This is a genomic window from Sulfitobacter pacificus, from assembly GCF_030159975.1.
In the GTDB taxonomy this organism is placed as follows: Bacteria; Pseudomonadota; Alphaproteobacteria; order Rhodobacterales; family Rhodobacteraceae; genus Sulfitobacter; species Sulfitobacter pacificus.
Genome location: NZ_BSNL01000007.1, coordinates 77,366 through 98,197, shown reverse-complemented (window position 1 = coordinate 98,197; position 20,832 = coordinate 77,366). Strand labels below are relative to the sequence as shown.

Here is a 20,832-nt window from a genome sequence, read left to right as displayed (position 1 = left end):
CGAGTCCACAGATTGAGCAAGAGGTCCGTCCACCGGTTAAATGGAAATTTCCTCGACGAGAGAGGCAATTTCGGCCGAATCCACCCATGAAACTAAAGCGACATCCATGCTATGGAGCTTACTTCAAATATGTCCGATAATGCAAACTTAATGGACATAACAGACTCCTACAAGCTGCGGCGGTTTAGGCATTAAATTGTGGGAATAAGCGCCGCGATGAAGTAGGCTCTGAACATGAACATGCAGCCACACATTACTTCACAAGACTTGGACAGCTTACCGCGCCTGCCGTCATGGGTCACCTCCGCGCGGGCGGAAACCTCTGAAGATGTGGCTTTTTTGTCGGGCGCGGCGCTGAACCACCTGCATCTTGTGTTGCGACGCGAAGAGGTGCCCCAAGCCTTGTTGCGGGACCGGCTCGCGTTGCGTGCGGCCGAGGCTTGCGTCGCGTTCTCTGGACGCTCGGAGCGGGCAGGGGAGTTGCGCGATGCGGCGCACCTGTTGCGGCCCGGCGATCTTCCCGGACCGGGCGGTGAAACCTACCTTGCCTGGCGGCGTGCGGTGGAGCGGCCGGTGTCGATCAAGGCTTTGGGTCGCGCCTTGTCGACCTTCGAGACGGGCCAGATTGCCGCGTGGCTCGATGCGGGGAAAGGGGCGCCCGTGACCCGGGCCGCGATGGCGCTGGAAGCGGTGCTTACCGGAGCGCCGCGTGCCGACGTGCCTGCGCTGATTCTTGCTGATGCAGCTCTGGCACAGGCGCTTGGCTGGGATCATCTCGTGCCGTTGTTGGCCGCGGGCCTGAAACGCGCCGACCTGCGCAAGCAAGGCGACGACTTGCGCTTGACCTGTCACAGGGCGCTGATTTCATCGACGATTGAGGCCGCGCGGCAGGCTTCCGACCTCGCGCGTCGGACGACGCATTTGAAGGCGGTTGCCCCCAAACTTCGCGCCAAGGGGGCGGGCGAAGCGGTCGAGATGTTCCTGACCCGCGATGCGGTCGCGCCCTCAGTCTTGCCTTTGCCCGACCGTGCCGCGCGGCGACTGTGCGACCGGCTGGTCGACCTCGGCGCGGTGCGCGAGCTGACCGGGCGCGACACTTTTCGGCTCTACGGGGTGTGAGCATGGCCAAGGATCGCGCCGACCCCGAACTGGACCGCGAGTTGTCCGACCTGCCGCCCGAGCTGCGCTGGCGGGAATGGATGCGCCGGATCGAGGCGGTGGTGTTTGCCTCGGCTTCGCCGGTGTCGCGCGAGGACCTGGCCCGCGTGGTGGGGCAGGGGGCCTCGGTCGACCTTCTGGTCGAGGATCTTGCCACCGATCTGGAGGGGCGGGCTTTTGAAGTTGCGCAGGTCGCTGGCGGCTGGATGTTCCGGACGCGACCCGCCTACGCGCCCGCGATCCGCGCCGCGGCAGATGTCGGCGACCAGCTACTTGATCTGAGCGAATTCGACGTCGCGGTCCTGGCCGCCATCGCTTACCATCAGCCGATCACGCGCGACGGGCTGAAGGACATCTTCGGCAAGGAAATCAGCCGCGACCTGATCGGCCGGCTGCACGCGCGCGAGCTGATCGGGACCGGTCCACGGTCGCCTCGCCGCGGTGCGCCCTATACATTCGTGACGACTGAGCAGTTCCTTGTCGCGTTCGGGTTGGAGAGCCTGCATGACCTGCCCGACAGGGAGCAGTTGGAAGATGCCGGGGTTGTGCGTGAAGCACCACAACAAGGAACCGTCTGAGCGGCTTTGTCAGGTTATTTCTCAACGCTTGGATAAGAAGCGGATGCGGTAGCATCAGGCCACTATTTCTCCCACGTAACCAACCCAGAGGCCCTGAGCCTCTGTTTGTTTGCGGCGGTAGTCAGCGGCTGATAGACGGTGGCGTTTCGGGCGAAAGAGAACGGCAGTTTGATCATGAACAGACAGGAACATCTGGGCCTGTCTTGCTGATTTGAACCGGCCGAATATCTTCTCCCGTCGACGGGTATGCCGATGCGATGCCTCGCTGCGATTGTTCAATCCCTTGTGTGATCTGTGATCGACACCTGGGCAAAGCTCGCGCGTGGCAACGCGATAACTGCGCAGTTTGTCCGTCACGATGACTCGAGGTGCACCCCACCGCTTCATGAGTTTCCGCAGAAACCGCTTTGCGGCTCTAGCATTTCGGCGTGATTGCACAAGGATCTCGAGCGTGTCTCCGTTGCCATCGACCGCGCGCCAGAGCCAGTGCTTCGTCCCGCTGATCGTGATCACAACTTCGTCCAGATGCCACTTTTCGGCGGGCTTCGCTCGATCACGTCGGATCTTGGCAGCAATCTGTGTTCCAAATTTCGCAACCCAATCTCGAATCGTCTCGTGGCTAACCGTGATGCCGCGTTCTGCCAGAAGATCCTCGATGTCCCGCAGGCTGAGGGCGGAGCGGTGATAGGCCCAAACGGGATAGCCAATGACCGAACGTGGAAAGCGATAGCCCTTCAAGGCCGACGACTGGACAGAAAATATCATCAGCCAGCGGTAGCCTCACAGCCGGTGACAGGCAACCTGACAAAGCCTCCACACCATCAGTGTCCAAATTTCGGGGGTAGATCATAGGCCGCGCGAACCAATTTACTAGGCAACGGATGACCGACGATTTGTTCCGCCATTCTTGCGCATTCGATCATCTTTTCTAAGTCGATGCCGGTATCAATTCCCATTTCATGGCACATGAACACAAGGTCTTCAGTGCACACATTTCCGGCCGCACCGCGATGCCCAGCAAACGGACAACCTCCAAGGCCGCCACAGGCAGTGTCAAACGAGTCTATTCCCAAGCTCAGCCCAGCGAAGCAATTGGCAAGCCCGCTGCCCCGAGTGTCATGCAAATGCAAACCCAAACGCAAGTCGGGCCACTTCTCGCGCACGGCGCTGACCACCTCTATAATCGTGGTCGGCACAGCCAGACCGACAGTGTCGGCAAGACGCAGGCGGGGAACCTGCAGGCCATATTCTTCTGCAAGCGCCAGAATCGAAGCAATCTGTGCTAGCACTCTTTCAATGGGAATAGCGCCTTCATAATTGCATCCGAACGCGGTCATCAGGATGGCGGAATCTAGCGGAATATTGTTATCGCCATAGAATTCTAGATATCGCCTTTGTTCGGCGATCATCTGTTGGTCGTCTCGGTTGCTGTTCTTGATTCCAAATGTCTGGGACGCATACATCTGAAGTTCGCCGCACAAATTGATGGACGATTTCGCAGCACGCTCCAGGCCCTGATAGTTTAGCCATATTCCGGTAAAGGACACTCCTTCGACCTTGGTTATCAGCCGTGCCACTTCCTCAGCATCAGTCATTCCCGGCACGCGCTTCGGATTTACGAAGGAAACACATTGAATATGTTTCACACCAGTTTGCGACAATGCGTTGATGAAACGAACCTTTTCCGAGGTAGGTATTTGAGCAGATTCGATCTGAAACCCTTCGCGCGGGCCCTCTTCGAATATTTCCACTCGTTTCGGCAGATCAAAGCTCATCTTCGCATCCTCGACGTATCTATTGTCATCAGCGCCTAGCCGGGCGCACCGCTTTTCTACTTGGCCAGAACCAGACGGCCGTTCACGCCTCCGGTACGCAGACGATCCAGTGCTTCGTTAGCTTTTGAAAACGGCATAGTTTCTACCGGCAACGCGGCGATCTTTCCGGTCTTTGCAAGTTCGACGAGTTCCCTGAGTTCTGCAAGATTGCCGACGTAAGATCCGCAGATCACCGTAGAGCGTTGCGCAAGCGGCGGCAGAGGTAAGGTGACTTCGCCTCCGAACAGGCCGACGATCACATATATTCCGCCCTTTCTCAGCATCGAAATTCCGGATGCCGCCGTTTCCGTAGACCCGACAAAATCTACGACAGCGGCGGCATTTCCCTGTTCGCTCAGAAGCGTCTGCAATTCCTCGGGCTGGCCCGGATCGAACGAGAAATGCGCGCCAGCACGAAGAGCAAAGTCGCGTTTGGCCGGATCAAGATCCGCCACCGCGATGCGCCCGAACCCCTGGGCCACGGCGATATTCAACGCGTTCATTCCCACGCCGCCGAGACCAAGGAGGACGAGCAGCTCATTTTCGCGATCGATCTCAATCTTGTTGATCGCGCTATAGGCGGTCAGGCCGGAACAGGCATAAGTCGCCGCCAGGCTTGGGTCGAGGTCGGTGACATCGACGAGGTATTTTGGGTGCGGTATCAAACACTGGTCCGCGTATCCTCCCGGACGCGCCACGCCCAGCGACTTGGGAGTGGCGCAGAGATTGTCATGGTCCTGCAGGCACTGCTCGCACTCGCCGCAACCTATCCAAGGATACACTACGTAGTAGCGACCGATTTCGCATTGATCGTCAGAAACGTCCGGGCCCTTTGCGACCAGTTTCCCATAGATTTCGTGGCCCAGAACCAAAGGTGGAACGATCCCACGATCCTTGAGATTGAGGCGTTTCCCTCCTCCCAGATCGTAAAACCCGTCCTGAAGATGCAGATCCGTATGACAGACGCCGCATCGGGTCACCTCGACGACGACTTCGGTGCCTTTTGGCTGCGGTGTCGTAACGTCGACCTCTTCGAGCGGATGGGCAAAATTCTGAACAGTGAAAGCGCGCATTTCGGGTTCTTCCATAAAATGAATGTGTTCTTATTCCGTCGCAGTCAGAGGGGCTTCCTTGCCGACGGGTTATGGTTGCCGCGGTGTCGAAGTCACGGCGCCGCAGCCTTTACCAACTCCTCAATCTCGAACAGCACATCGCGGGTGGCGACCTGGCTTCCGACTTCGACAGCCACTTTATCTATCCGGCCTGCTTTGGGGGCCAGAATCCGATGCTGCATCTTCATAGCCTCCAGAACGGCGACGACGCGGCCTTTTTCGACCACCTCACCGAGGGCGACGTCCAGGAAGGTGACCAAGCCGTTCATCGGCGCCCTGACCAGACCGTCGGAGCCGGCAGCCAAGCCTTCTGCCGGTGCATAGGTCCGATCTTCGACCATTCGCACCCGGCCGTCCAATTCCAGGTAAAGGCGCTCTTCTTGCCTGAGCACCCTGATCTGGCGATGCATGCCATCGACAACCACCTCTTTCGGGTCGGTGCTGTTTGCGTTTGGGAACCGGACAGTACGTTCCTGATCACCCGCGAGAACCTTCCAGAGGTCATCTTCCGCGCGGGCACTGATGCCATGGTCGGTATCGCCAACCCGCAAGATCAGCTCGGCATTGAGCCAGGTCGGGCGCAGATCTGGTGCCTGGCCTGCACCGCAGAAAAGAACCGCAGCGACGGTCAGAACATCGTTCGATATCTGATCATCCTTCCATCCGTCAGGAAAACGGCGTTCGATGAAGGCGGTCGTAGCGACACCTGCGACAAACTCCTGGTCGGCCAGAATGTCGAGAAGGAACGATTTGTTGGTCGTGATGCCAAACAGTACCGTGTCTGAAAGCCCGGACATCAGCCGTCGACGTGCGACCTCGCGGTCCTCGCCATGGGCAATGATCTTGGCGACCATGGGATCATAAAAGGGCGATACACGGTCACGTTCATTCAATCCGTGATCGGTGCGCACACCCGGCAGTGCCGAGGGTTCCCAAAGAAGCACCTCGCCGGTTTGCGGCAGGAATCCCTTTGCCGGATCCTCGGCATAAAGCCGCACTTCGATGGCATGCCCAGTCATCTGGACATCTTCTTGACGAAGAGGCAAAACACCGCCCGCAGCGACCTCAAGCTGCATGGCAACCAGATCGAGACCGGTCACAAGTTCGGTGACGGGGTGTTCCACCTGGAGGCGGGTGTTCATTTCCAGGAAGTAGAAATCGCCAGACGCGTCCAGTAGAAATTCAACTGTGCCTGCACCGACGTAATTGATCGCCCGCGCTGCCTGTACGGCTGCTTCACCCATTCGGCTCCGAAGTTGGGGATCGACAGCAGGCGATGGCGACTCTTCGACAACCTTCTGATGACGCCGCTGGATCGAGCAGTCCCGTTCGCCCAGATGGATCACATTCCCGTGCTGATCGCCGAACACCTGTATTTCGATATGTCGCGGCTCGATTACAGCTTTCTCGATCAGCAGCGTCCCATCGCCAAAGGCGTTTTGTGCTTCGGATCGGGCAGCTTTGAGCGCCGCTAGCAGGTCCGCCGGTTGGTGCACCAGCCGCATGCCACGTCCGCCACCGCCTGCCGCTGCCTTTACCATCACAGGATAGCCAATGCGATCCGCTTCGGTAACAAAAGTCTCTGGCTCCTGATTGTCACCTTGATAGCCCGGAACGCAAGGGACGCCAGCATCGATCATCCGGCGTTTGGCGATCGCCTTGTCACCCATGGCCCGCATGGCCTCTGACGAAGGGCCGATAAAGACCAGTCCCGCGTCGGCGCAAGCATCGGCAAAGGCAGCATTTTCCGAAAGAAAGCCATAGCCGGGATGCACGGCCTGGGCACCGCTTTTCTTGGCTGCATCGATTACGTTTTCGATTTTCAGATAGGATTTGCTGGCCTGAGCAGGCCCAATCTCAACGGCCGCGTCCGCCAGCGTCACGTGGCGCGCTGCGGTGTCGGCTTCGCTGCATATGGCAACTGTAGAAAAACCCATTGCGCGCGCTGTCTGGATGACGCGGCACGCGATCTCGCCGCGATTGGCGATCAGGATGCGGTTGAATTTTTGCGTATCTTCCAGTTTGGTCATGGCTGCTCTACCCAGTTGGTGCGTCGTTTCGCTATGAATGCGGTTACGCCTTCCCGCCCTTCGGCATGTTCAAGTCTTGCAAGAAAGGCCGATGCCGCGTGATGTCGAAAATCGTCGGATACCGGCAGGGCCAAACTGCGAAACAGAGCCTTTGTTTCCGCATTGGCTTCGCGTGCACAACGTCCCACGCCGGTCAGCATCGTTGTGAGCTGCATTTCCAATGCTTCCATGGTGTCACACAGTTCATCGACGATGCCGACCTGTTTTGCCCCCGCGCCATTGATGCGGGCGGCGGTCAAGGCAAGCCGTGCGGCGGTGCGGGTTCCGCATCGCGCCGCCACATAGGGCGAAATCTGCCCCGGCAACAGGCCGAGGGTCGTTTCCGACAGGGAAAAGCGCGCCTCTGGTGTCGCTAGGACAACATCGGCACAGGCGGCAAGGCCGAAACCTCCGCCCATGGCCGGCCCGTGGACGATTGCGAATGTGCAAAGCGGTAATTCGGCGAATCTGGCGAACAGCGCACCGGCTTCGGAATTGACGCGCTTGATGGCCGCATTTCCTTTGGTGCTGCCATCAAGACGCTCGATGGTCGCGCCGAGATCCGCACCGGCACAAAACGCGCTTCCATTTGCTCGCAGGACGACTGCCCGCAGGCTCGTATCCTGTGCTGCTCGATCAAATGCATCCATGAGTGCCGCGACCATAGCATCCGAAAGCGCGTTGCGCCGGTCAGGATCAGACAGTGTAATCGTCAGAACAAACCCCTGCCGGGTTTCCTGAATCGGGGAGGCCGAGTTCTTCTCCATGTCTCAGTACCTCGCCGTACCGAAGGTCGATGGATTGAGGGTCCGTTCCTGCCCCAGGGCAATCGTTTCGAGGCAATGGAGAAGCACGGCGCGGGTATCACGAGGGTCGATGATGCCGTCGTCCCAAAGGCGCGCGGTGGCGAACAAGGCGGTGGATTCGTGATCGTAACTGGCACGGATCGCGCTGGCGCGTGCTTCCATCTTCGGATAATCTGGTTCGGTGTTCCGCGCGCGAGCGGAATCTTCCGCCACGATCGTCATGACCTTGGCAGCCTGTTCGCCACCCATAACGGCAAGCCTGTTCGTAGGCCACGAAAAGATGAAACTGGGATCGAATGCCCGGCCGCACATGGCGTAGGCGCCCGCGCCAAATGCGCCGCCCATCTGGATGGTCAGTTTTGGAACTGTGGCATTGGTCACGGCCTGAATGAGCTTTGACCCGTGCTTGACGATTCCCGAAGCCTCTGCATCCGTGCCGACCATAAAGCCGGTGGTGTTCTGCAGGAAAACAATCGGTGTACCTGACTGGCAGCAGGACAGGATAAAATGCGCCGCCTTGTTGGCGCCAGCGGAATCGATCGGGCCATTATTGCCGATAATACCGATCTCGTGCCCCCCGATGGACGCGTGGCCGCACAGGGTCGCGACACCGAAACCGGCCTTGAATTCCAGAAACTGCGATCCGTCGACGACCCTTGCGATAACCTGACGCAAATCATAGGGCTCGCGGTAGTCCGCTTGCGCAATGGCGAAAATGTCGTCGCTGGGCCGAAGGGGGGCACGGGCGGTCTTTTGTGGAACGGTCACTGCCGGGACGACCGTCATGACCAGTTCGCGCGCCAGTCGAAGCGCATCACGATCGTTTTCCGCCATATATTCGGCAAGTCCGGTGATATTGGCGTGCATCTCGGCACCGCCCAGAACCTCGTCTTCGGCAATTTCGCCCGTTGCGGCGCGTAGCAGCGGTGGCCCGGCAAGAAAGATCTTCGAGCGACCACGTACCGTAATCACGTAATCCGACATTCCAGGCTGATAGGCTCCGCCTGCTGTGGAGGAACCATGAACGACGGCAATCACCGGTATCCCCGCTGCAGAAAGCCGGGCAAGATTGGCGAACTGCCTCCCGCCCTCGACAAAGAGTTCAGCCTGAAGCGCCAGATTTGCACCAGCGCTCTCGACCAATTGAATGTAAGGCAGCCGGTTTTTAAGGGCGATCTCCTGCGCCCGGACGATCTTTTGGATGCCCATGGGGTGCATGGCGCCACCTGCAATGCCGGCATCGTTGGCCATGACCATCACACGGCGGCCGGATATTTCGCCGATACCGGCAATCACACCAGCACCGAGCACCTTATCGACGCCGTCGTCATCATGCATGCCAATGCCGCACAGGGTCGACAGTTCCAAAAATTCGGTGTTGCGGTCGAGCAAGAGCGAGACGCGTTCGCGCGGCAGCAATTGCCCCCGCTTGCGCATGCGCTCTGTCGCCCTTGCGGAATTCTGGACGACCTTTTCCTCGAGCGCTCTGATATTGTTCAGGAGCGCGAGATGGGCATCCCGGTTTACTTTTATTTCCTTGGAATTGCGCGGGGCGGCAGCGTCCAAAACTGTCATGACCGGCGGCCCCCCATGTTCAATTCAAGATTAAATATCGACGTGTGAACTAACATCACGACCAACTCCTCCTTGATCTTTACTAATTAGTATATTAATGATACTCTCTTGTAAAGATGTATACCAAAGAGTTTTTTATCGATCGGATACGATTGTTTTGGGAGGTTTCCGTGAAGTTATGGCATTGCTTTGACGCGCGATCATTTCGTGCGCTTTGGGCGCTTGAAGAATTGGGTATGACCTATGAGCTGGAGCTGCTCGATTTTCCGCCCCGCGCGCGCGAAAAACGGATATTCACCGTCAATCCTCTGGGCACTGTACCCGTTCTGGAAACCGATCAGGGATCGATGACGGAATCCTCGGCCATATGTGAATGGCTGGCCGAACAGCAGCCGCAATCGGGACTGGGCGTTGCGGTCGGACACCCTGACCGACCCGCTTACCTCAACTGGCTGCACCATGCCGACACCACGCTGACATTTCCCCAGACCATCTATCTGCGCTATTCCTATCTGGAAGAAGCCGGACGACGCCAGCCGCAGGTTGCGGACGATTATCGGCGCTGGTTTTTCGGCAGGCTCAAGCTTCTGGTTTCAACCTTGGAGAGCCAGCAGTTTCTCTGCGCCAACCGGTTCACCATGGCCGACATATGTGTCGCCTACGCACTTTCACTTGCCGAGGATTTGGGCATTGATGCGGACCTTCCACCTCTCGTGAAGGACTATCTGGCACGGATGACAGGCCGCAAGGGATGGCACCGCGCCAAGACGGTTCAGGTCGATGCCGCCAAGGCGCTGGGAATAGAGCCGATAGCGCCTGCCAGGTTGATCCGGGCAGCCATTGAAAAATCGGCGGGATAGCACCCCGCCGTTTCGGCGCATTGTCAATTTTTGCGGTTATTCCCTATGCGGTACAGCATCTCGCCGATAATGCCGCGCCTGAAAACGAGAACACATGCGACGAAGATTGTACCGGTAACAACCGAGATCGGGATCGCGTAGCCAGCGATGTAGTTCTGCAAGGCGACGATGACGAGCGCGCCTACCACCGGGCCAAAGAATGTGCCAATTCCCCCGACGAGCGTCATCAGGATGACTTCGCCTGACATATGCCATGCAACATCGGTCAGGGCCGCGACCTGAAACACCACCGCCTTGGTCGCGCCGGCGAGACCTGCCAAAGCAGCCGAAATCACAAACGCACCCAATTTGTAGCGCGAAGTCCGATAGCCAAGTGAAATGGCGCGGTCTTCATTGTCTCGTATCGCTGCCAACGTCGCGCCGAATGGCGAGTTGACAACCCGCCAGATGATGGCCAGGCCGATGACAAACACGCTTGAGACGAAGGCATAGAGCGCCGCAGGTTGGGTTAGATCGATCAAACTGAAGGCATTGCCGCGCGGCACTGCCTGAATACCGTTCTCGCCGCCGGTTGCACTGAACTGAACGCAGAAGAAATAGAACATCTGCGCGATCGCCAAAGTGACCATGGCAAAGTAAATGCCCTGCCGGCGGATTGCCACCCATCCCATCACGAGGCCTGACAAACCCGCAAATGCCGTGCCCGTCAAAACGGCCAGCTCGGGTGTCAGATCCCATGTTTTAAGGGTGTAGGCGGTCACATAGGATGCGCCGCCAAAGAATGCCGCATGGCCGAACGACAAAAGGCCGACTTGCCCGATCAACAGATTGAACGCCGCTGCGAAAAGGCCAAAACACATGACTTTCATGACAAAAATCGGATAGGCGACCCAAGGGGCGACAATGATGACCATCAGCAGAAGCGCCACGGCGAACTGTGTGTTGATCCCACCGACGGATTTAAGTGTTCGGTTGGACGGCACCGCCAGTTCCTCTGTGTTTGTTTTTGTTTCAGTCATTTTGACCCCCAGAAAAAGCGTTTTGGCTCGATCAGCAGCACTGCTGCCATCAAGATGAAGACCATTGTATTTGCCGACGGCGCGTAGACGATCTTGGCGATGCCTTCAACGATGCCAAGCGCATATCCGGCAATGATCGCGCCGCGAATCGAACCCATGCCGCCGATAACGACGATCGCAAATGCCACAATCATCAGATTTTGCCCCATGAGTGGTGAGAACTGATAGATCGGTACCGCGAGAACGCCTGTGATGGCGGCGAGTGCTGCTCCGAGAGCGTATGTCCCGGTGACGATGAGCGGAATATTGATGCCCATGGCCTTGACCAAGTGCGCATTTTCTGTCGCTGCACGTAGATAGGAGCCTAGTCGCGTCCGCTCGATCACCAGCCAGGTCGACACACACAAGGCCAAAGAGGCGATTACGATAAATCCGCGATAAGACGGCAGCACCATGAAGCCGAGATCAATAGAACTACGTAACCCATCCGGCGCGGCATAGCGGCGTCCGGACGACCCGTAGAAATGCTGAAAAATGCCCTCGATGATCAGCGAAATGCCGAACGTGAGTAGTAGGCCGTAAAGCGGGTCAAGATCATTGAGCCGCCGGAGCAGTAGACGTTCGAGGATGACAGCAAAAAAGCCGACGACGACTGGGGCAATGATCAGAGCCCACCAATATCCCACGCCGAGATAGGATAGGAGCGCCCACGTCACAAAGGCACCAAGCATATAGAAGGCACCGTGGACGAAGTTGATCACATGCAGCATGCCGAAGATGACGGCCAGGCCGATCGACAGCATTGCATAGAATGATCCGTTGATCAGCCCAAGAAGTAGCTGGCCGATCAGCAGCGAAGTTGGTATTCCAAATAACGTTTCCATGCAGTCCTCCTAAACCGTCAGCGCTTCGTTGATTTGCTGTCGCTTGGCGTCGACATCCTCGACTGCGACCTCGCCTGTGATCTGTCCGCCATCCATCAACAGGAAGCGGTCGCTGACCTTCCTCGCCCACCGAAAATTCTGCTCAACGAGAATGACGGTGATGCCGCGCTTGCGAATGACGCGGAGGACTTCACCGATGCGCTGAATGATGACGGGTGCCAACCCTTCGGTTGGTTCGTCGAGAAGGATCAGCCGGGCACCGGTGCGCAGGACGCGCGCAATTGCAAGCATTTGCTGTTCACCGCCTGAGAGCTTGGTGCCGGGGCTGGATCGCCGTTCTTCGAGGTTCGGGAAAAGGTCGTAAATTTCCGGCAGCGAAAGACCACCTTCGAAGATGATTGGCGGCAGAAGCAGGTTTTCTTCGACAGACAGCGAGGAAAAGATGCCGCGATCTTCCGGAACGATGCCGATGCCAAGCCTTGCCCGCTGGATGGAATTCAGCGACGTCAGGTCTTGCCCCTCAAAGCGGATGCTGCCGCTGGTCGCGTCGATCATCCCCATTAGAGTCCGCAGGGTCGTAGTTTTTCCCACGCCATTGCGACCGAGCAAAGTCAGGGTTTCTCCGCGGCGCAATTCGAAGCTGACGCCATCCAGAACCTGGCTCTCGCCATAGCCGGAGACCAGATCACGAACGTCAAGTATGATATCATTCATCGTCTTCGAGCCCCATATAAGCTTCGCGAACACTAGGATCGGCGCTGACCTCGGAATAACTGCCTTCACACAGGGTGCGCCCTCTCTGGAGAACCGTCACCGAGTCGCAGATTTCTTCGACGACATCGAGATTGTGTTCGACCATGAGCACGGTGCGACCGGCGCGTGCACGATCGATCAGTCGAGAGATTTCCGGTATGTCGGTATGGGCGAGACCGGCCATCGGCTCGTCAAGAAGCATGACATCCGGCTCCAAAGCGAGCGTCGTTGCCAGTTCGAGTGCGCGCTTTCGGCCGTAAGGCAGCTCGTTTGCAATCGTGGAAGCCGCATATGCCAGCCCCACCATTTCCAGAAGCTCCCAGGTGCGTTCGTTCAGCACCGAAAGCGTTTCCCGCGACCGCCAGAATTGCCATCCTAGGCCGTTCTTGCTCTGCAGCGCGATCCTGACATTTTCGAACGTGGTCAACTGTCCGAACGTGGCGGAAATCTGAAACGAACGTACGATCCCCAACCGGGCGACATCTGCGGGACCAATTTTTGTTATATCCCTGCCTCGGAAATAAATGGCACCCGCACTCGCGGGCAGAAATTTCGTCAGCAGATTGAATACGGTCGTCTTGCCCGCCCCGTTGGGTCCGATCAGGGCATGTACGGATCCCTCCACAACCGAAAGGTTCAACGCGTCGACTGCCCTGAACCCTCCGAAAGACCGGCAAAGGCCCTTCGCCTCCAGGACGTATCGGGGTGCAGCGGCTATACCGCCGTTATCAGCGCTCATATCATATTCCTCCCTTGGTGATGACATCTCAGTCACTTCAAATAGCGGTTCATTTCATCGTTAGACATTGCAAGCCGCTTGCTTGATTGGTAGATAATTTTTACTCGTCAGTAGATTTTTATAGCAAATAAAAGGACTGTGCTCATGGCTTCGGGACTCAAGGAAGAAGCGTTGGAATTCAAAAAGAACCGCATTCTGGAAGTTGCGGGCCAACTGTTCTTCCAAAAAGGATTCACCTCCACGACACTGGACGAAATTGCGGCAGCGCTTTCCGTCACCAAACCATTCATCTATCAATTTTACGCCGCGAAGGCGGATCTTCTGGCGGCTGTCTGCCTCAGGACGACGGCTCTTGCAGCCGATCGTGCCAAGATGGCCAGAGAGGATCGCGGCACGCCCTCTGAACGGCTTGAACGATTTGTTCGCAGCCTTGCCCATGAAGTCATCGATGGCCGAACGTTTCTTGCGGTCTATTTTCGGGAAGAAAAGCACCTGCCCGCGGCTGCGCGCCAGCGACTTCAGGACGATCATCGCCGCTTCAACCGCGCTCTGCTGAGCCTTCTGGAAGAGGGCCGCGCCTTGGGTGATTTCGAAATCAATGATCCCCTTGTGGCCATGGAGGCCATAACCGGCATGACGACCTGGGCGTTTTTCTGGTTTCGCCCCGACGGCCGCCTTACAGCCAGTCAGGTTGCCGACGAATTGGCGACCATTGCAATGCGTGTTGTCAAATCGTGAAGCGCGCGTTGACGTAACCCGCGACGGCAGGGCGACCGGGGCAGTATCGGGCAGCTTTTCATAAAGCCGCCCGTTTTTCCGACATTTCAGACACTCCAGATAAGAGCGCAGTCTTTCGACTATCATGCTTGACTCCAATTTACTTACTCGTTAGTAAATATATATGCCTGAGGGGTCAATATAATTCCTCGCGAAAAGAATATATACGGAGTAGTTTTATTGTGAGGCAGAATGATAGAGATTACGTCTGAGATGGCAGGGGCGATTGTCGCCCTGAATTTTGGCCCCGGCGATAAGGTTTCGCCGGGTGATGAGCTTGTCGTTATGGAATCCATGAAAATGGAAATGCCGGTGCTTTCGCCCGCCTCGGGGACGGTTTCATCCGTCTCCGTCGCCGAAGGAGACGTTGTCCAGGCGGAGCAGGTCTTGATGACCATCGCCTAGCGAAATTCGAGCTGTCGCCACGGAGGAGTGGCCTGGCGCGATGGACTGTAGCCATTCATAGGAGGATTAAATGGCACTTCGAAGAAATTTTTATAAAACCGTCACGGTTGCTGCTGCGGTTGCGGCTTCGGCTGTACTTTCCCTACCGGCTGCCGCCACCGAGATCAGTGGCGGAACGGTGAAGATCGGCGTTCTGAACGATCAGTCTGGTCCGTATGTGGACCTTGCAGGTCCGGGCTCGGTTCTTGCCGCCCAAATGGCCGTGGACGATTTTGGCGGAGAGGTTCTTGGCGCCCCGATCGAGATTCTGAGCGCCGATCACCAAAACAAGCCTGACGTCGGATCGTCCATCGTTCGCAGATGGTTCGATGCCGATGGCGTTGACGCGGTTGCCGACGTGCCTACTTCATCGGTGGCATTGGCCGTTCAGGAGCTTGTGCGCAGCTCAAACAAGGTATTCCTTATATCGGGCGCCGCGTCTGAGACCTTAACCGGGACCGCATGTTCCCCAAACTCAATCCAGACTGCCGACGACACCTATGCGCTCACGCATGGGACAGTTGAAGCCGCAGTTAGTGCGGGTGCAAAAAAATGGTTCTTCATTACGGCCGATTACTCTTTCGGCCACACAATTGAGAACGCGGCCAGGACGATCATCGAGGCCAATGGTGGTGAGGTGGTTGGAAGTGTAAGCCACCCTCAGAATACAACGGACTTTGCCCAATACATACTTCAGGCTCAGGCCTCGGGTGCGCAGGCGATCGGGCTGGCCAATGCCGGTAATGATACGGTCGGCACAATCCTGCAGGCGGCGGAATTTGGTGTCGTGGACGGCGGCCAACAGCTCGTCGGTATGATCATGTTCAGCTCGGACATCAAATCTCTTGGGCTTGAGGCAGCGCAGGGCTTGCTTCTGACCGAAGGGTTTTACTGGGGCATGAGCCCGGAAGCTCAGAAATTTTCTGACCGCTTCATTGAGCAGTTCAAGTTGATGCCCACGCGCGAACAGGCGACGACTTACGCGACGGTCACGCACTATCTGAAAGCGATCCAGGCCGCTGGCACGGATGACTCGGAAGCCGTTATGGCCAAGATGAAAGAAATGCCTGTGACTTACTTTGGTCAGACCGGAACGATCAGAGAAGATGGTCGATTCCTGCATGATTTGACGCTCTACGAGGTCAAGTCTCCGAAGGATTCAAAGAACGAATGGGACTTCTATAACAAAGTTGCGGATATCCCTGCCGACGTCGCCTTCAAGCCAATGTCTGAAGGTGGCTGCCCGTTCATTTCGAAATGATGTTCACTTGTCCGGCCTCTTTGGGTCGGGCAAGTACTTCTCAATGGAAAATCATCCCATGAACAAGAGCACTTCTCCAATTGCGCCTGCGAAAACCCAGTCCATGCAGGATTTGATCGCCGAGCATTCTGCCTGGACGGCGAAAGCTGTATCAAGCGGCGGTGAGGAGCGCATTGCCCGGCAGCATGCGCTTGGAAAACTGACCGTGCGCGAGCGGATCGATTACCTGCTTGATGACGGCTCATTCCGGGAATATGGCCGATTTGCATCGCATTATACTTCCGAGATTCCGGTCGTAGACACGATCACCCCGTCGGACGGTGTCGTCATGGGGTTTGGTCTGATTGACGGCCGTCACGTATGCGTCGTTGGCGAGGATTTTACCGTCAAAGGCGGGTCACATGGCGTGATCAACGCCCGCAAAAAATTGCACGCGATCCAAATGGCGCGTCGCGAACGCGTTCCGCTTATTTGGCTGCTCGATGGCGCAGGCGCGCGCGGGCAGGAACTGATGAATGACGGTCTGCCTGATGTGACCCATTTTCTTGAGCAGGCACGCCTGTCCGGCACGGCCCCGCAAATCGGTTTGGTTCTGGGCCCTTGCGCCGGAGACAGCGCCCTGGTTGCCGCAGGCAGCGAATTCGTTGTGATGCGCAAGGACACCTCGATGATGGCGGCAGGTGGTCCTCCGGTCGTCAAAGCGGCGACTGGCATCGAAGTGACAAAGGAAGAACTGGGCGGAAGTTCGATCCACACCCGTCTTTCAGGCGTTGCAGACAACGAGGCCGAGACAGACGAGAAAGCCTTGGATCTTGCGCGCAGTTTTCTGTCCTACCTTCCAGGGAACGCATGGTCGTGGCCCGAACGTGGCGTTCCCGCCGAGCCTGAGAAGATCGACATCAATGAGATCGTGCCGGTGCAGAAGAGGCGCGCGTATGACATGAAACTGTTGATCCGGGGCATCGTTGATGATGGCAGTTTCCTTGAAATCAAGCCTGAATACGCGAGAATGATGATCACCGGCTTTGCGCGCATGGATGGTCATCCGGTTGGCGTGATTGCCAACCAACCGATGGTTCATGCCGGGGCCATTACCACGGCGGCGGCCAAGAAGGCTCAGCATTTTGTCGAGCTTTGCTCGGCCTACCACGTTCCGCTCGTCTTTCTGGAAGATGTCCCGGGCGTGATGACCGGCCCCCAGGCGGAAAAAGCAGGGACACTTCGTGCCGGATTGTCGCTTGTCAATTCTCTTGCCTGGTCCGAAGTCCCAAAAGTCACGATCGTCATTCGCAAGGCTTTCGGCTTTGCGGCCTGTGCGATGGCGGGTTGGGGCGGCGAACAAAGCTATGTCGCTGCCTGGCCGACTGCTGACTTCGCTTCTCTTCCCGTGTCAGGCGGGGTGGCTGCAGCCTTTAAGCGTGAGATCGAAGCGGCGCCGGATCCGATTCAGGCGCAACTTGATATCGAGGCACGGTACGCCGGCGGCACGGGTCCATACAACGCTGCAGCGCGTTTTACCGTTCACGACGTCATCGTTCCGGAAGAAACCCGCGGGCGCATACTCCACGCACTGTCACTGGCGCGATCCAGAAGAACCCAACAGCCCGCACCGGTAGCAAAATACGGAGTGGCCCCGTAAGCGGCACGTTCGCAAGACGATTGAGGGAGGATACTTAACCATGTCTATTGTTCGAAAAGACCCTAGGGTTCCTGCACGTGAGGAATGCGTCGTTCGCTATCTGCTTGATCGTTGGGCAGAGGATCGTCCTGAAGCACCTTTTGCGGTTTTTTGGAAGGGAGCAGTTCTGACCTATCGCGAAATGCGTGATGCTGCGATCAAGACAGCCGCCGGCCTTGCATCACTGGGCGTCGAGCAGGGCGATACGGTAATTGTCTGGCTTCCAAACGGTCAGCGTTGTTTGGAAACTTGGTTTGGTATCAACTGGCTAGGCGCAATTTACGTTCCGATCAATCTTGCCTATCGCGGTCGCATTTTGGAGCATGTCATCGAAAATGCCGCTTCAACTGTCATCGTTGCACATGCGGATCTTGTTGACCGGCTCGAAGGCATAGACCTTTCAACCCTTAAGTCAGTTGTCATTGTTGGCGGCGCCAAACGGTCTGTTGGTTCGCTGGAAGTATTACCAGAGTCTGTCCTCGATGGCGATCCGGAAGCCGTTCCGCCGCTTGAGCGTCCGATCGAACCATGGGATACCCAGTCCATCATCTACACCTCCGGAACGACGGGGCCGTCTAAAGGCGTTATGTCCAGCTATGCTCATCTTTGGGCCATGTCCGGCACGGACGGGTTTAAGATGATCAAGAAAGATGATCGCTTTCTGTGCAATCTACCATTGTTTCATGTAGGTGGCACCATTCCTGTGATGGGTATGCTGTCCCGCGGCGGTTCGGTCGCCATTATAGGCGCCTTTAGCACCAACAATTTTTGGGATCAGATCCGCGGAACGCAAGCGACATCCATTCTGCTGCTTGGGGCAATGGCAACATTCATTGCAAAGCGCCCCGTGTCTCTCACTGATCGTGATCATTCGCTCCGAACAGTCATCATCGTGCCGCTAGCAGAGGATGCAGAAGCATTCTCCAAGCGGTTCGGCGTCACTGTCTGGACGCTCTACAACATGTCCGAGATTTCGACCCAACTCGTATCCGGCCCCAATCCCCCGCGAGTCGGCATTTGCGGGAAGCCCCGCGATGGGGCCAAGGTTCGGCTTGTCGATGAACACGATTGCGAGGTCGAACCTGGCGAAGTCGGCGAACTTATCGTGCAAGCGGAATCCCCCTGGTCGCTCAATAGTGGCTATTTTCGTGATCCCGCTGGAACGGCAAAAGCGTGGCGAAACGGCTGGTTCCATACCGGCGACTCGTTCTTTGTGAATCAAGACGGAGACTGGGTATTCTTTGACCGTAAGAAAGACGCAATCCGACGCCGAGGTGAAAATGTATCCTCGTTTGAGGTGGAAGCCGAAATCGCAGCGCATCCTGCCGTCAACGAAGTCGCCGTCGTCGGTGTGCCAAGCGAGGTGTCAGAGGAAGACATCCTTTGCGTCGTCGCATGTGTTGAGGGCTTGAACCTAGACCCCGTAGAACTGATCGAGTTTCTACGGTCGCGAATGGCTCATTTCATGGTGCCCCGCTACGTCCGCATCGTTCCGGCATTGCCCCGCACCCCCACAGAAAAAATTACCAAACACACATTACGAGACGAAGGCGTAACAGAAGATACCTGGGATCGTGAAAGTGCGGGAATTTTTATTAAGAGGGAAAAGATTGGTTAGTCAGTCGACCCTTCTTCAATTCTGGAGCTCGGAGCTATTGATGCAAAACTATCAAGACACAAAACTTTTCGTTAACGGTGAATGGCGTGACGCGATAGCCAAGGAAACAATTCCAGTATCCGATCCGGCGACCGAAGAAGTGATCGGCCAAGTTGCGCACGCCCGCAGTGCCGACCTTGATCTCGCGCTTGAAGCTGCAGAAAAGGGCTTCCAAGTCTGGCGCAGCATTTCCCCCTTCGATCGGTCAAAACTTATGCGCAAGGCCGCTGATCTACTGCGTGAGCGTGCAGATAAGATTGCGGTCCTGATGACCCGCGAACAGGGCAAGCCGCTTGCCCAGTCGAAGATGGAAGTCGTCGGCGCTGCCGACACGATCGATTGGTTCGCAGAAGAGTCCCGCCGCACCTACGGCCAGATCATTCCGGCCCGCTCTAGCAGCATTCAGCAAATGGCGATTAAGATGCCGGTCGGCCCAGTCGCTGCATTCACGCCATGGAATTTCCCGATAAACCAGATTGTCCGCAAGCTTTCGGCCGCCCTGTCGGCAGGCTGTTCGATCATCGTCAAGGCGCCGGAAGAAACCCCAGCTTCGCCCGCCGAACTCATCCGCGCATTCGCCGATGCGGGCATTCCGGCAGGCGTCATTAATCTGGTTTATGGCATTCCGGCCGAAATTTCCGAGTACCTGATCCCGCATCGGATTATCCGCAAGATCTCCTTCACCGGCTCCACCCCCGTCGGCAAGCATCTGGCAGCCCTCTGTGGCAAGCACATGAAGCGCGCCACGATGGAGCTGGGCGGCCACGCGCCAGTCATTATCTGCAACGACGCCGATCTCGAGAAAGCGATCGAGGTCACGTCACTAGCGAAGTTCCGCAATGCGGGCCAAGTTTGCGTCGCGCCAACACGCTTTCTCTTGCAAGACGAAATTGCCGACAAGTTCATTGACGGCTTTGTCAAGGCAGCCCGAACGATCAAGGTCGGCAATGGACTGGAAGAGGGCATAACCATGGGACCGCTCGCCAATGCTCGCCGTATCACAACCATGGAAGAGATGATCCAAGAAGCCATCGTAGCCGGCGCGGAACTCAAAACCGGAGGTAAGCGCATAGGCAACAAAGGCCACTTCTTCGAACCGACAGTTCTGGCCGATGTTCCGACCTCGGCCGAAATCATGAACGACGAACCCTTCGGCCCAGTCGCTATAGTCAATCGGTTCTCACATTTCGACGATGCAATTGCTGAAGCAAACCGCCTACCGCTAGGCCTCGCATCCTACGCCTTTACCAGTTCAGTGCAGACTGCCCATGCACTCAGCAAGAACGTCGAAGCTGGAATGCTGACCATCAACCACAATGGTCTTGCGATACCCGAAGTGCCGTTCGGCGGCATCAAAGATTCTGGCTACGGCACCGAAGGCGGGTCAGAAGCGGTTCAGGCCTATCTTGATACCCGTTTCGTCAGCCAGATGAATTGACCATGATGCACGCAGATGACCAAAGCCCTGAACGTGATCTGACAGATCCCGCCCGCCCACAGCTTCTTCGCTACGGCGCCAAGAAGGATAGACCGGCTGTTCCTATTTGGTAATCCGCAAGAGATCATATCGCTGTCATATTCTCGCAATGCGGGAGCACCCGACTGTACCCGAAACCCAATTGAGCAGGCTTTCACACACCCACCTGTT

Annotated in this window: 19 protein-coding genes; 9 read left to right on the top strand and 10 right to left on the bottom strand. The window is 57.0% G+C overall.

The features are described 5' to 3' along the window. The first annotated feature begins 234 nt into the window (after positions 1-234). On the top strand, positions 235-1,119 hold the full coding sequence (locus tag QQL78_RS20040; protein WP_284376462.1) for a DUF1403 family protein: 885 nt from the start codon (positions 235-237) through the stop codon (positions 1,117-1,119). A gap of 2 nt (positions 1,120-1,121) precedes the next feature. After that, positions 1,122-1,736: an SMC-Scp complex subunit ScpB gene (gene scpB, locus QQL78_RS20035; protein WP_284376460.1), complete on the top strand. Its 615-nt coding sequence runs from the start codon at positions 1,122-1,124 to the stop codon at positions 1,734-1,736. A 54-nt stretch (positions 1,737-1,790) separates the two neighbouring features. On the opposite strand, the gene QQL78_RS20030 is transcribed toward scpB, so the two are convergent. The 6 genes from QQL78_RS20030 to QQL78_RS20005 all read right to left on the bottom strand — a co-directional run bounded on the left by QQL78_RS20030 (position 1,791) and on the right by QQL78_RS20005 (position 9,112). Beyond that, entirely contained in the window at positions 1,791-2,501 is a 711-nt protein-coding gene (locus QQL78_RS20030; protein WP_284376458.1) for an IS6 family transposase, read from the bottom strand. A 56-nt stretch (positions 2,502-2,557) separates the two neighbouring features. After that, positions 2,558-3,511, bottom strand: a complete 954-nt coding sequence (locus QQL78_RS20025; RefSeq protein ID WP_284376456.1) for a hydroxymethylglutaryl-CoA lyase — start codon at positions 3,509-3,511, stop codon at positions 2,558-2,560. A 56-nt stretch (positions 3,512-3,567) separates the two neighbouring features. After that, positions 3,568-4,638, bottom strand: a complete 1,071-nt coding sequence (locus tag QQL78_RS20020; protein WP_284376455.1) for an alcohol dehydrogenase — start codon at positions 4,636-4,638, stop codon at positions 3,568-3,570. A 77-nt stretch (positions 4,639-4,715) separates the two neighbouring features. Continuing rightward, positions 4,716-6,692: an acetyl/propionyl/methylcrotonyl-CoA carboxylase subunit alpha gene (locus QQL78_RS20015; protein ID WP_284376454.1), complete on the bottom strand. Its 1,977-nt coding sequence runs from the start codon at positions 6,690-6,692 to the stop codon at positions 4,716-4,718. After that, on the bottom strand, positions 6,689-7,498 hold the full coding sequence (locus QQL78_RS20010; protein ID WP_284376452.1) for an enoyl-CoA hydratase/isomerase family protein: 810 nt from the start codon (positions 7,496-7,498) through the stop codon (positions 6,689-6,691). The genes QQL78_RS20015 and QQL78_RS20010 overlap by 4 nt, the downstream gene beginning before the upstream one ends. A gap of 3 nt (positions 7,499-7,501) precedes the next feature. Next, on the bottom strand, positions 7,502-9,112 hold the full coding sequence (locus QQL78_RS20005) for an acyl-CoA carboxylase subunit beta (protein WP_284376450.1): 1,611 nt from the start codon (positions 9,110-9,112) through the stop codon (positions 7,502-7,504). A 170-nt stretch (positions 9,113-9,282) separates the two neighbouring features. On the opposite strand from QQL78_RS20005, the gene QQL78_RS20000 reads away from it, so the two are divergent. After that, positions 9,283-9,972 (top strand): glutathione S-transferase family protein, encoded by a 690-nt coding sequence (locus tag QQL78_RS20000; RefSeq protein ID WP_284376449.1) that lies wholly within the window; start codon positions 9,283-9,285, stop codon positions 9,970-9,972. Positions 9,973-9,995: 23 nt separating this feature from the next. Here QQL78_RS20000 and QQL78_RS19995 read toward each other — a convergent pair whose 3' ends face one another. Genes QQL78_RS19995 through QQL78_RS19980 form a run of 4 tightly spaced genes read right to left on the bottom strand, consistent with a single transcriptional unit; the run spans position 9,996 to position 13,367 of the window. Continuing rightward, on the bottom strand, positions 9,996-10,991 hold the full coding sequence (locus QQL78_RS19995) for a branched-chain amino acid ABC transporter permease (protein WP_284376447.1): 996 nt from the start codon (positions 10,989-10,991) through the stop codon (positions 9,996-9,998). After that, positions 10,988-11,875 (bottom strand): branched-chain amino acid ABC transporter permease, encoded by an 888-nt coding sequence (locus tag QQL78_RS19990; protein ID WP_284376445.1) that lies wholly within the window; start codon positions 11,873-11,875, stop codon positions 10,988-10,990. The genes QQL78_RS19995 and QQL78_RS19990 overlap by 4 nt, the downstream gene beginning before the upstream one ends. A 9-nt stretch (positions 11,876-11,884) precedes the next feature. Continuing rightward, positions 11,885-12,589: an ABC transporter ATP-binding protein gene (locus QQL78_RS19985; protein WP_284376471.1), complete on the bottom strand. Its 705-nt coding sequence runs from the start codon at positions 12,587-12,589 to the stop codon at positions 11,885-11,887. Continuing rightward, a complete protein-coding gene (locus QQL78_RS19980; protein ID WP_284376444.1) occupies positions 12,582-13,367 on the bottom strand; it encodes an ABC transporter ATP-binding protein in 786 nt (261 codons plus the stop codon). The genes QQL78_RS19985 and QQL78_RS19980 overlap by 8 nt, the downstream gene beginning before the upstream one ends. A 144-nt stretch (positions 13,368-13,511) precedes the next feature. On the opposite strand from QQL78_RS19980, the gene QQL78_RS21730 reads away from it, so the two are divergent. The 6 genes from QQL78_RS21730 (at position 13,512) to QQL78_RS19950 (ending at position 20,622) form a co-directional block, all read left to right on the top strand. Continuing rightward, positions 13,512-14,105 (top strand): TetR-type transcription factor C-terminal domain-containing protein, encoded by a 594-nt coding sequence (locus tag QQL78_RS21730; RefSeq protein WP_386259497.1) that lies wholly within the window; start codon positions 13,512-13,514, stop codon positions 14,103-14,105. A 231-nt stretch (positions 14,106-14,336) separates the two neighbouring features. After that, positions 14,337-14,549, top strand: coding sequence for an acyl-CoA carboxylase biotin carboxyl carrier protein subunit (locus QQL78_RS19970; protein WP_284376440.1), 213 nt, complete (start codon positions 14,337-14,339; stop codon positions 14,547-14,549). 70 nt (positions 14,550-14,619) lie between these two features. Beyond that, positions 14,620-15,849: an ABC transporter substrate-binding protein gene (locus QQL78_RS19965; RefSeq protein ID WP_284376438.1), complete on the top strand. Its 1,230-nt coding sequence runs from the start codon at positions 14,620-14,622 to the stop codon at positions 15,847-15,849. Between the two features lie 58 nt (positions 15,850-15,907). Beyond that, positions 15,908-17,488, top strand: coding sequence for an acyl-CoA carboxylase subunit beta (locus QQL78_RS19960; RefSeq protein ID WP_284376437.1), 1,581 nt, complete (start codon positions 15,908-15,910; stop codon positions 17,486-17,488). 40 nt (positions 17,489-17,528) lie between these two features. Beyond that, complete coding sequence (locus QQL78_RS19955) at positions 17,529-19,145, top strand: AMP-binding protein (protein WP_284376436.1); 1,617 nt, start codon at positions 17,529-17,531, stop codon at positions 19,143-19,145. A gap of 40 nt (positions 19,146-19,185) precedes the next feature. Then, complete coding sequence (locus tag QQL78_RS19950; protein ID WP_284376434.1) at positions 19,186-20,622, top strand: NAD-dependent succinate-semialdehyde dehydrogenase; 1,437 nt, start codon at positions 19,186-19,188, stop codon at positions 20,620-20,622. Positions 20,623-20,832: the final 210 nt, after the last annotated feature.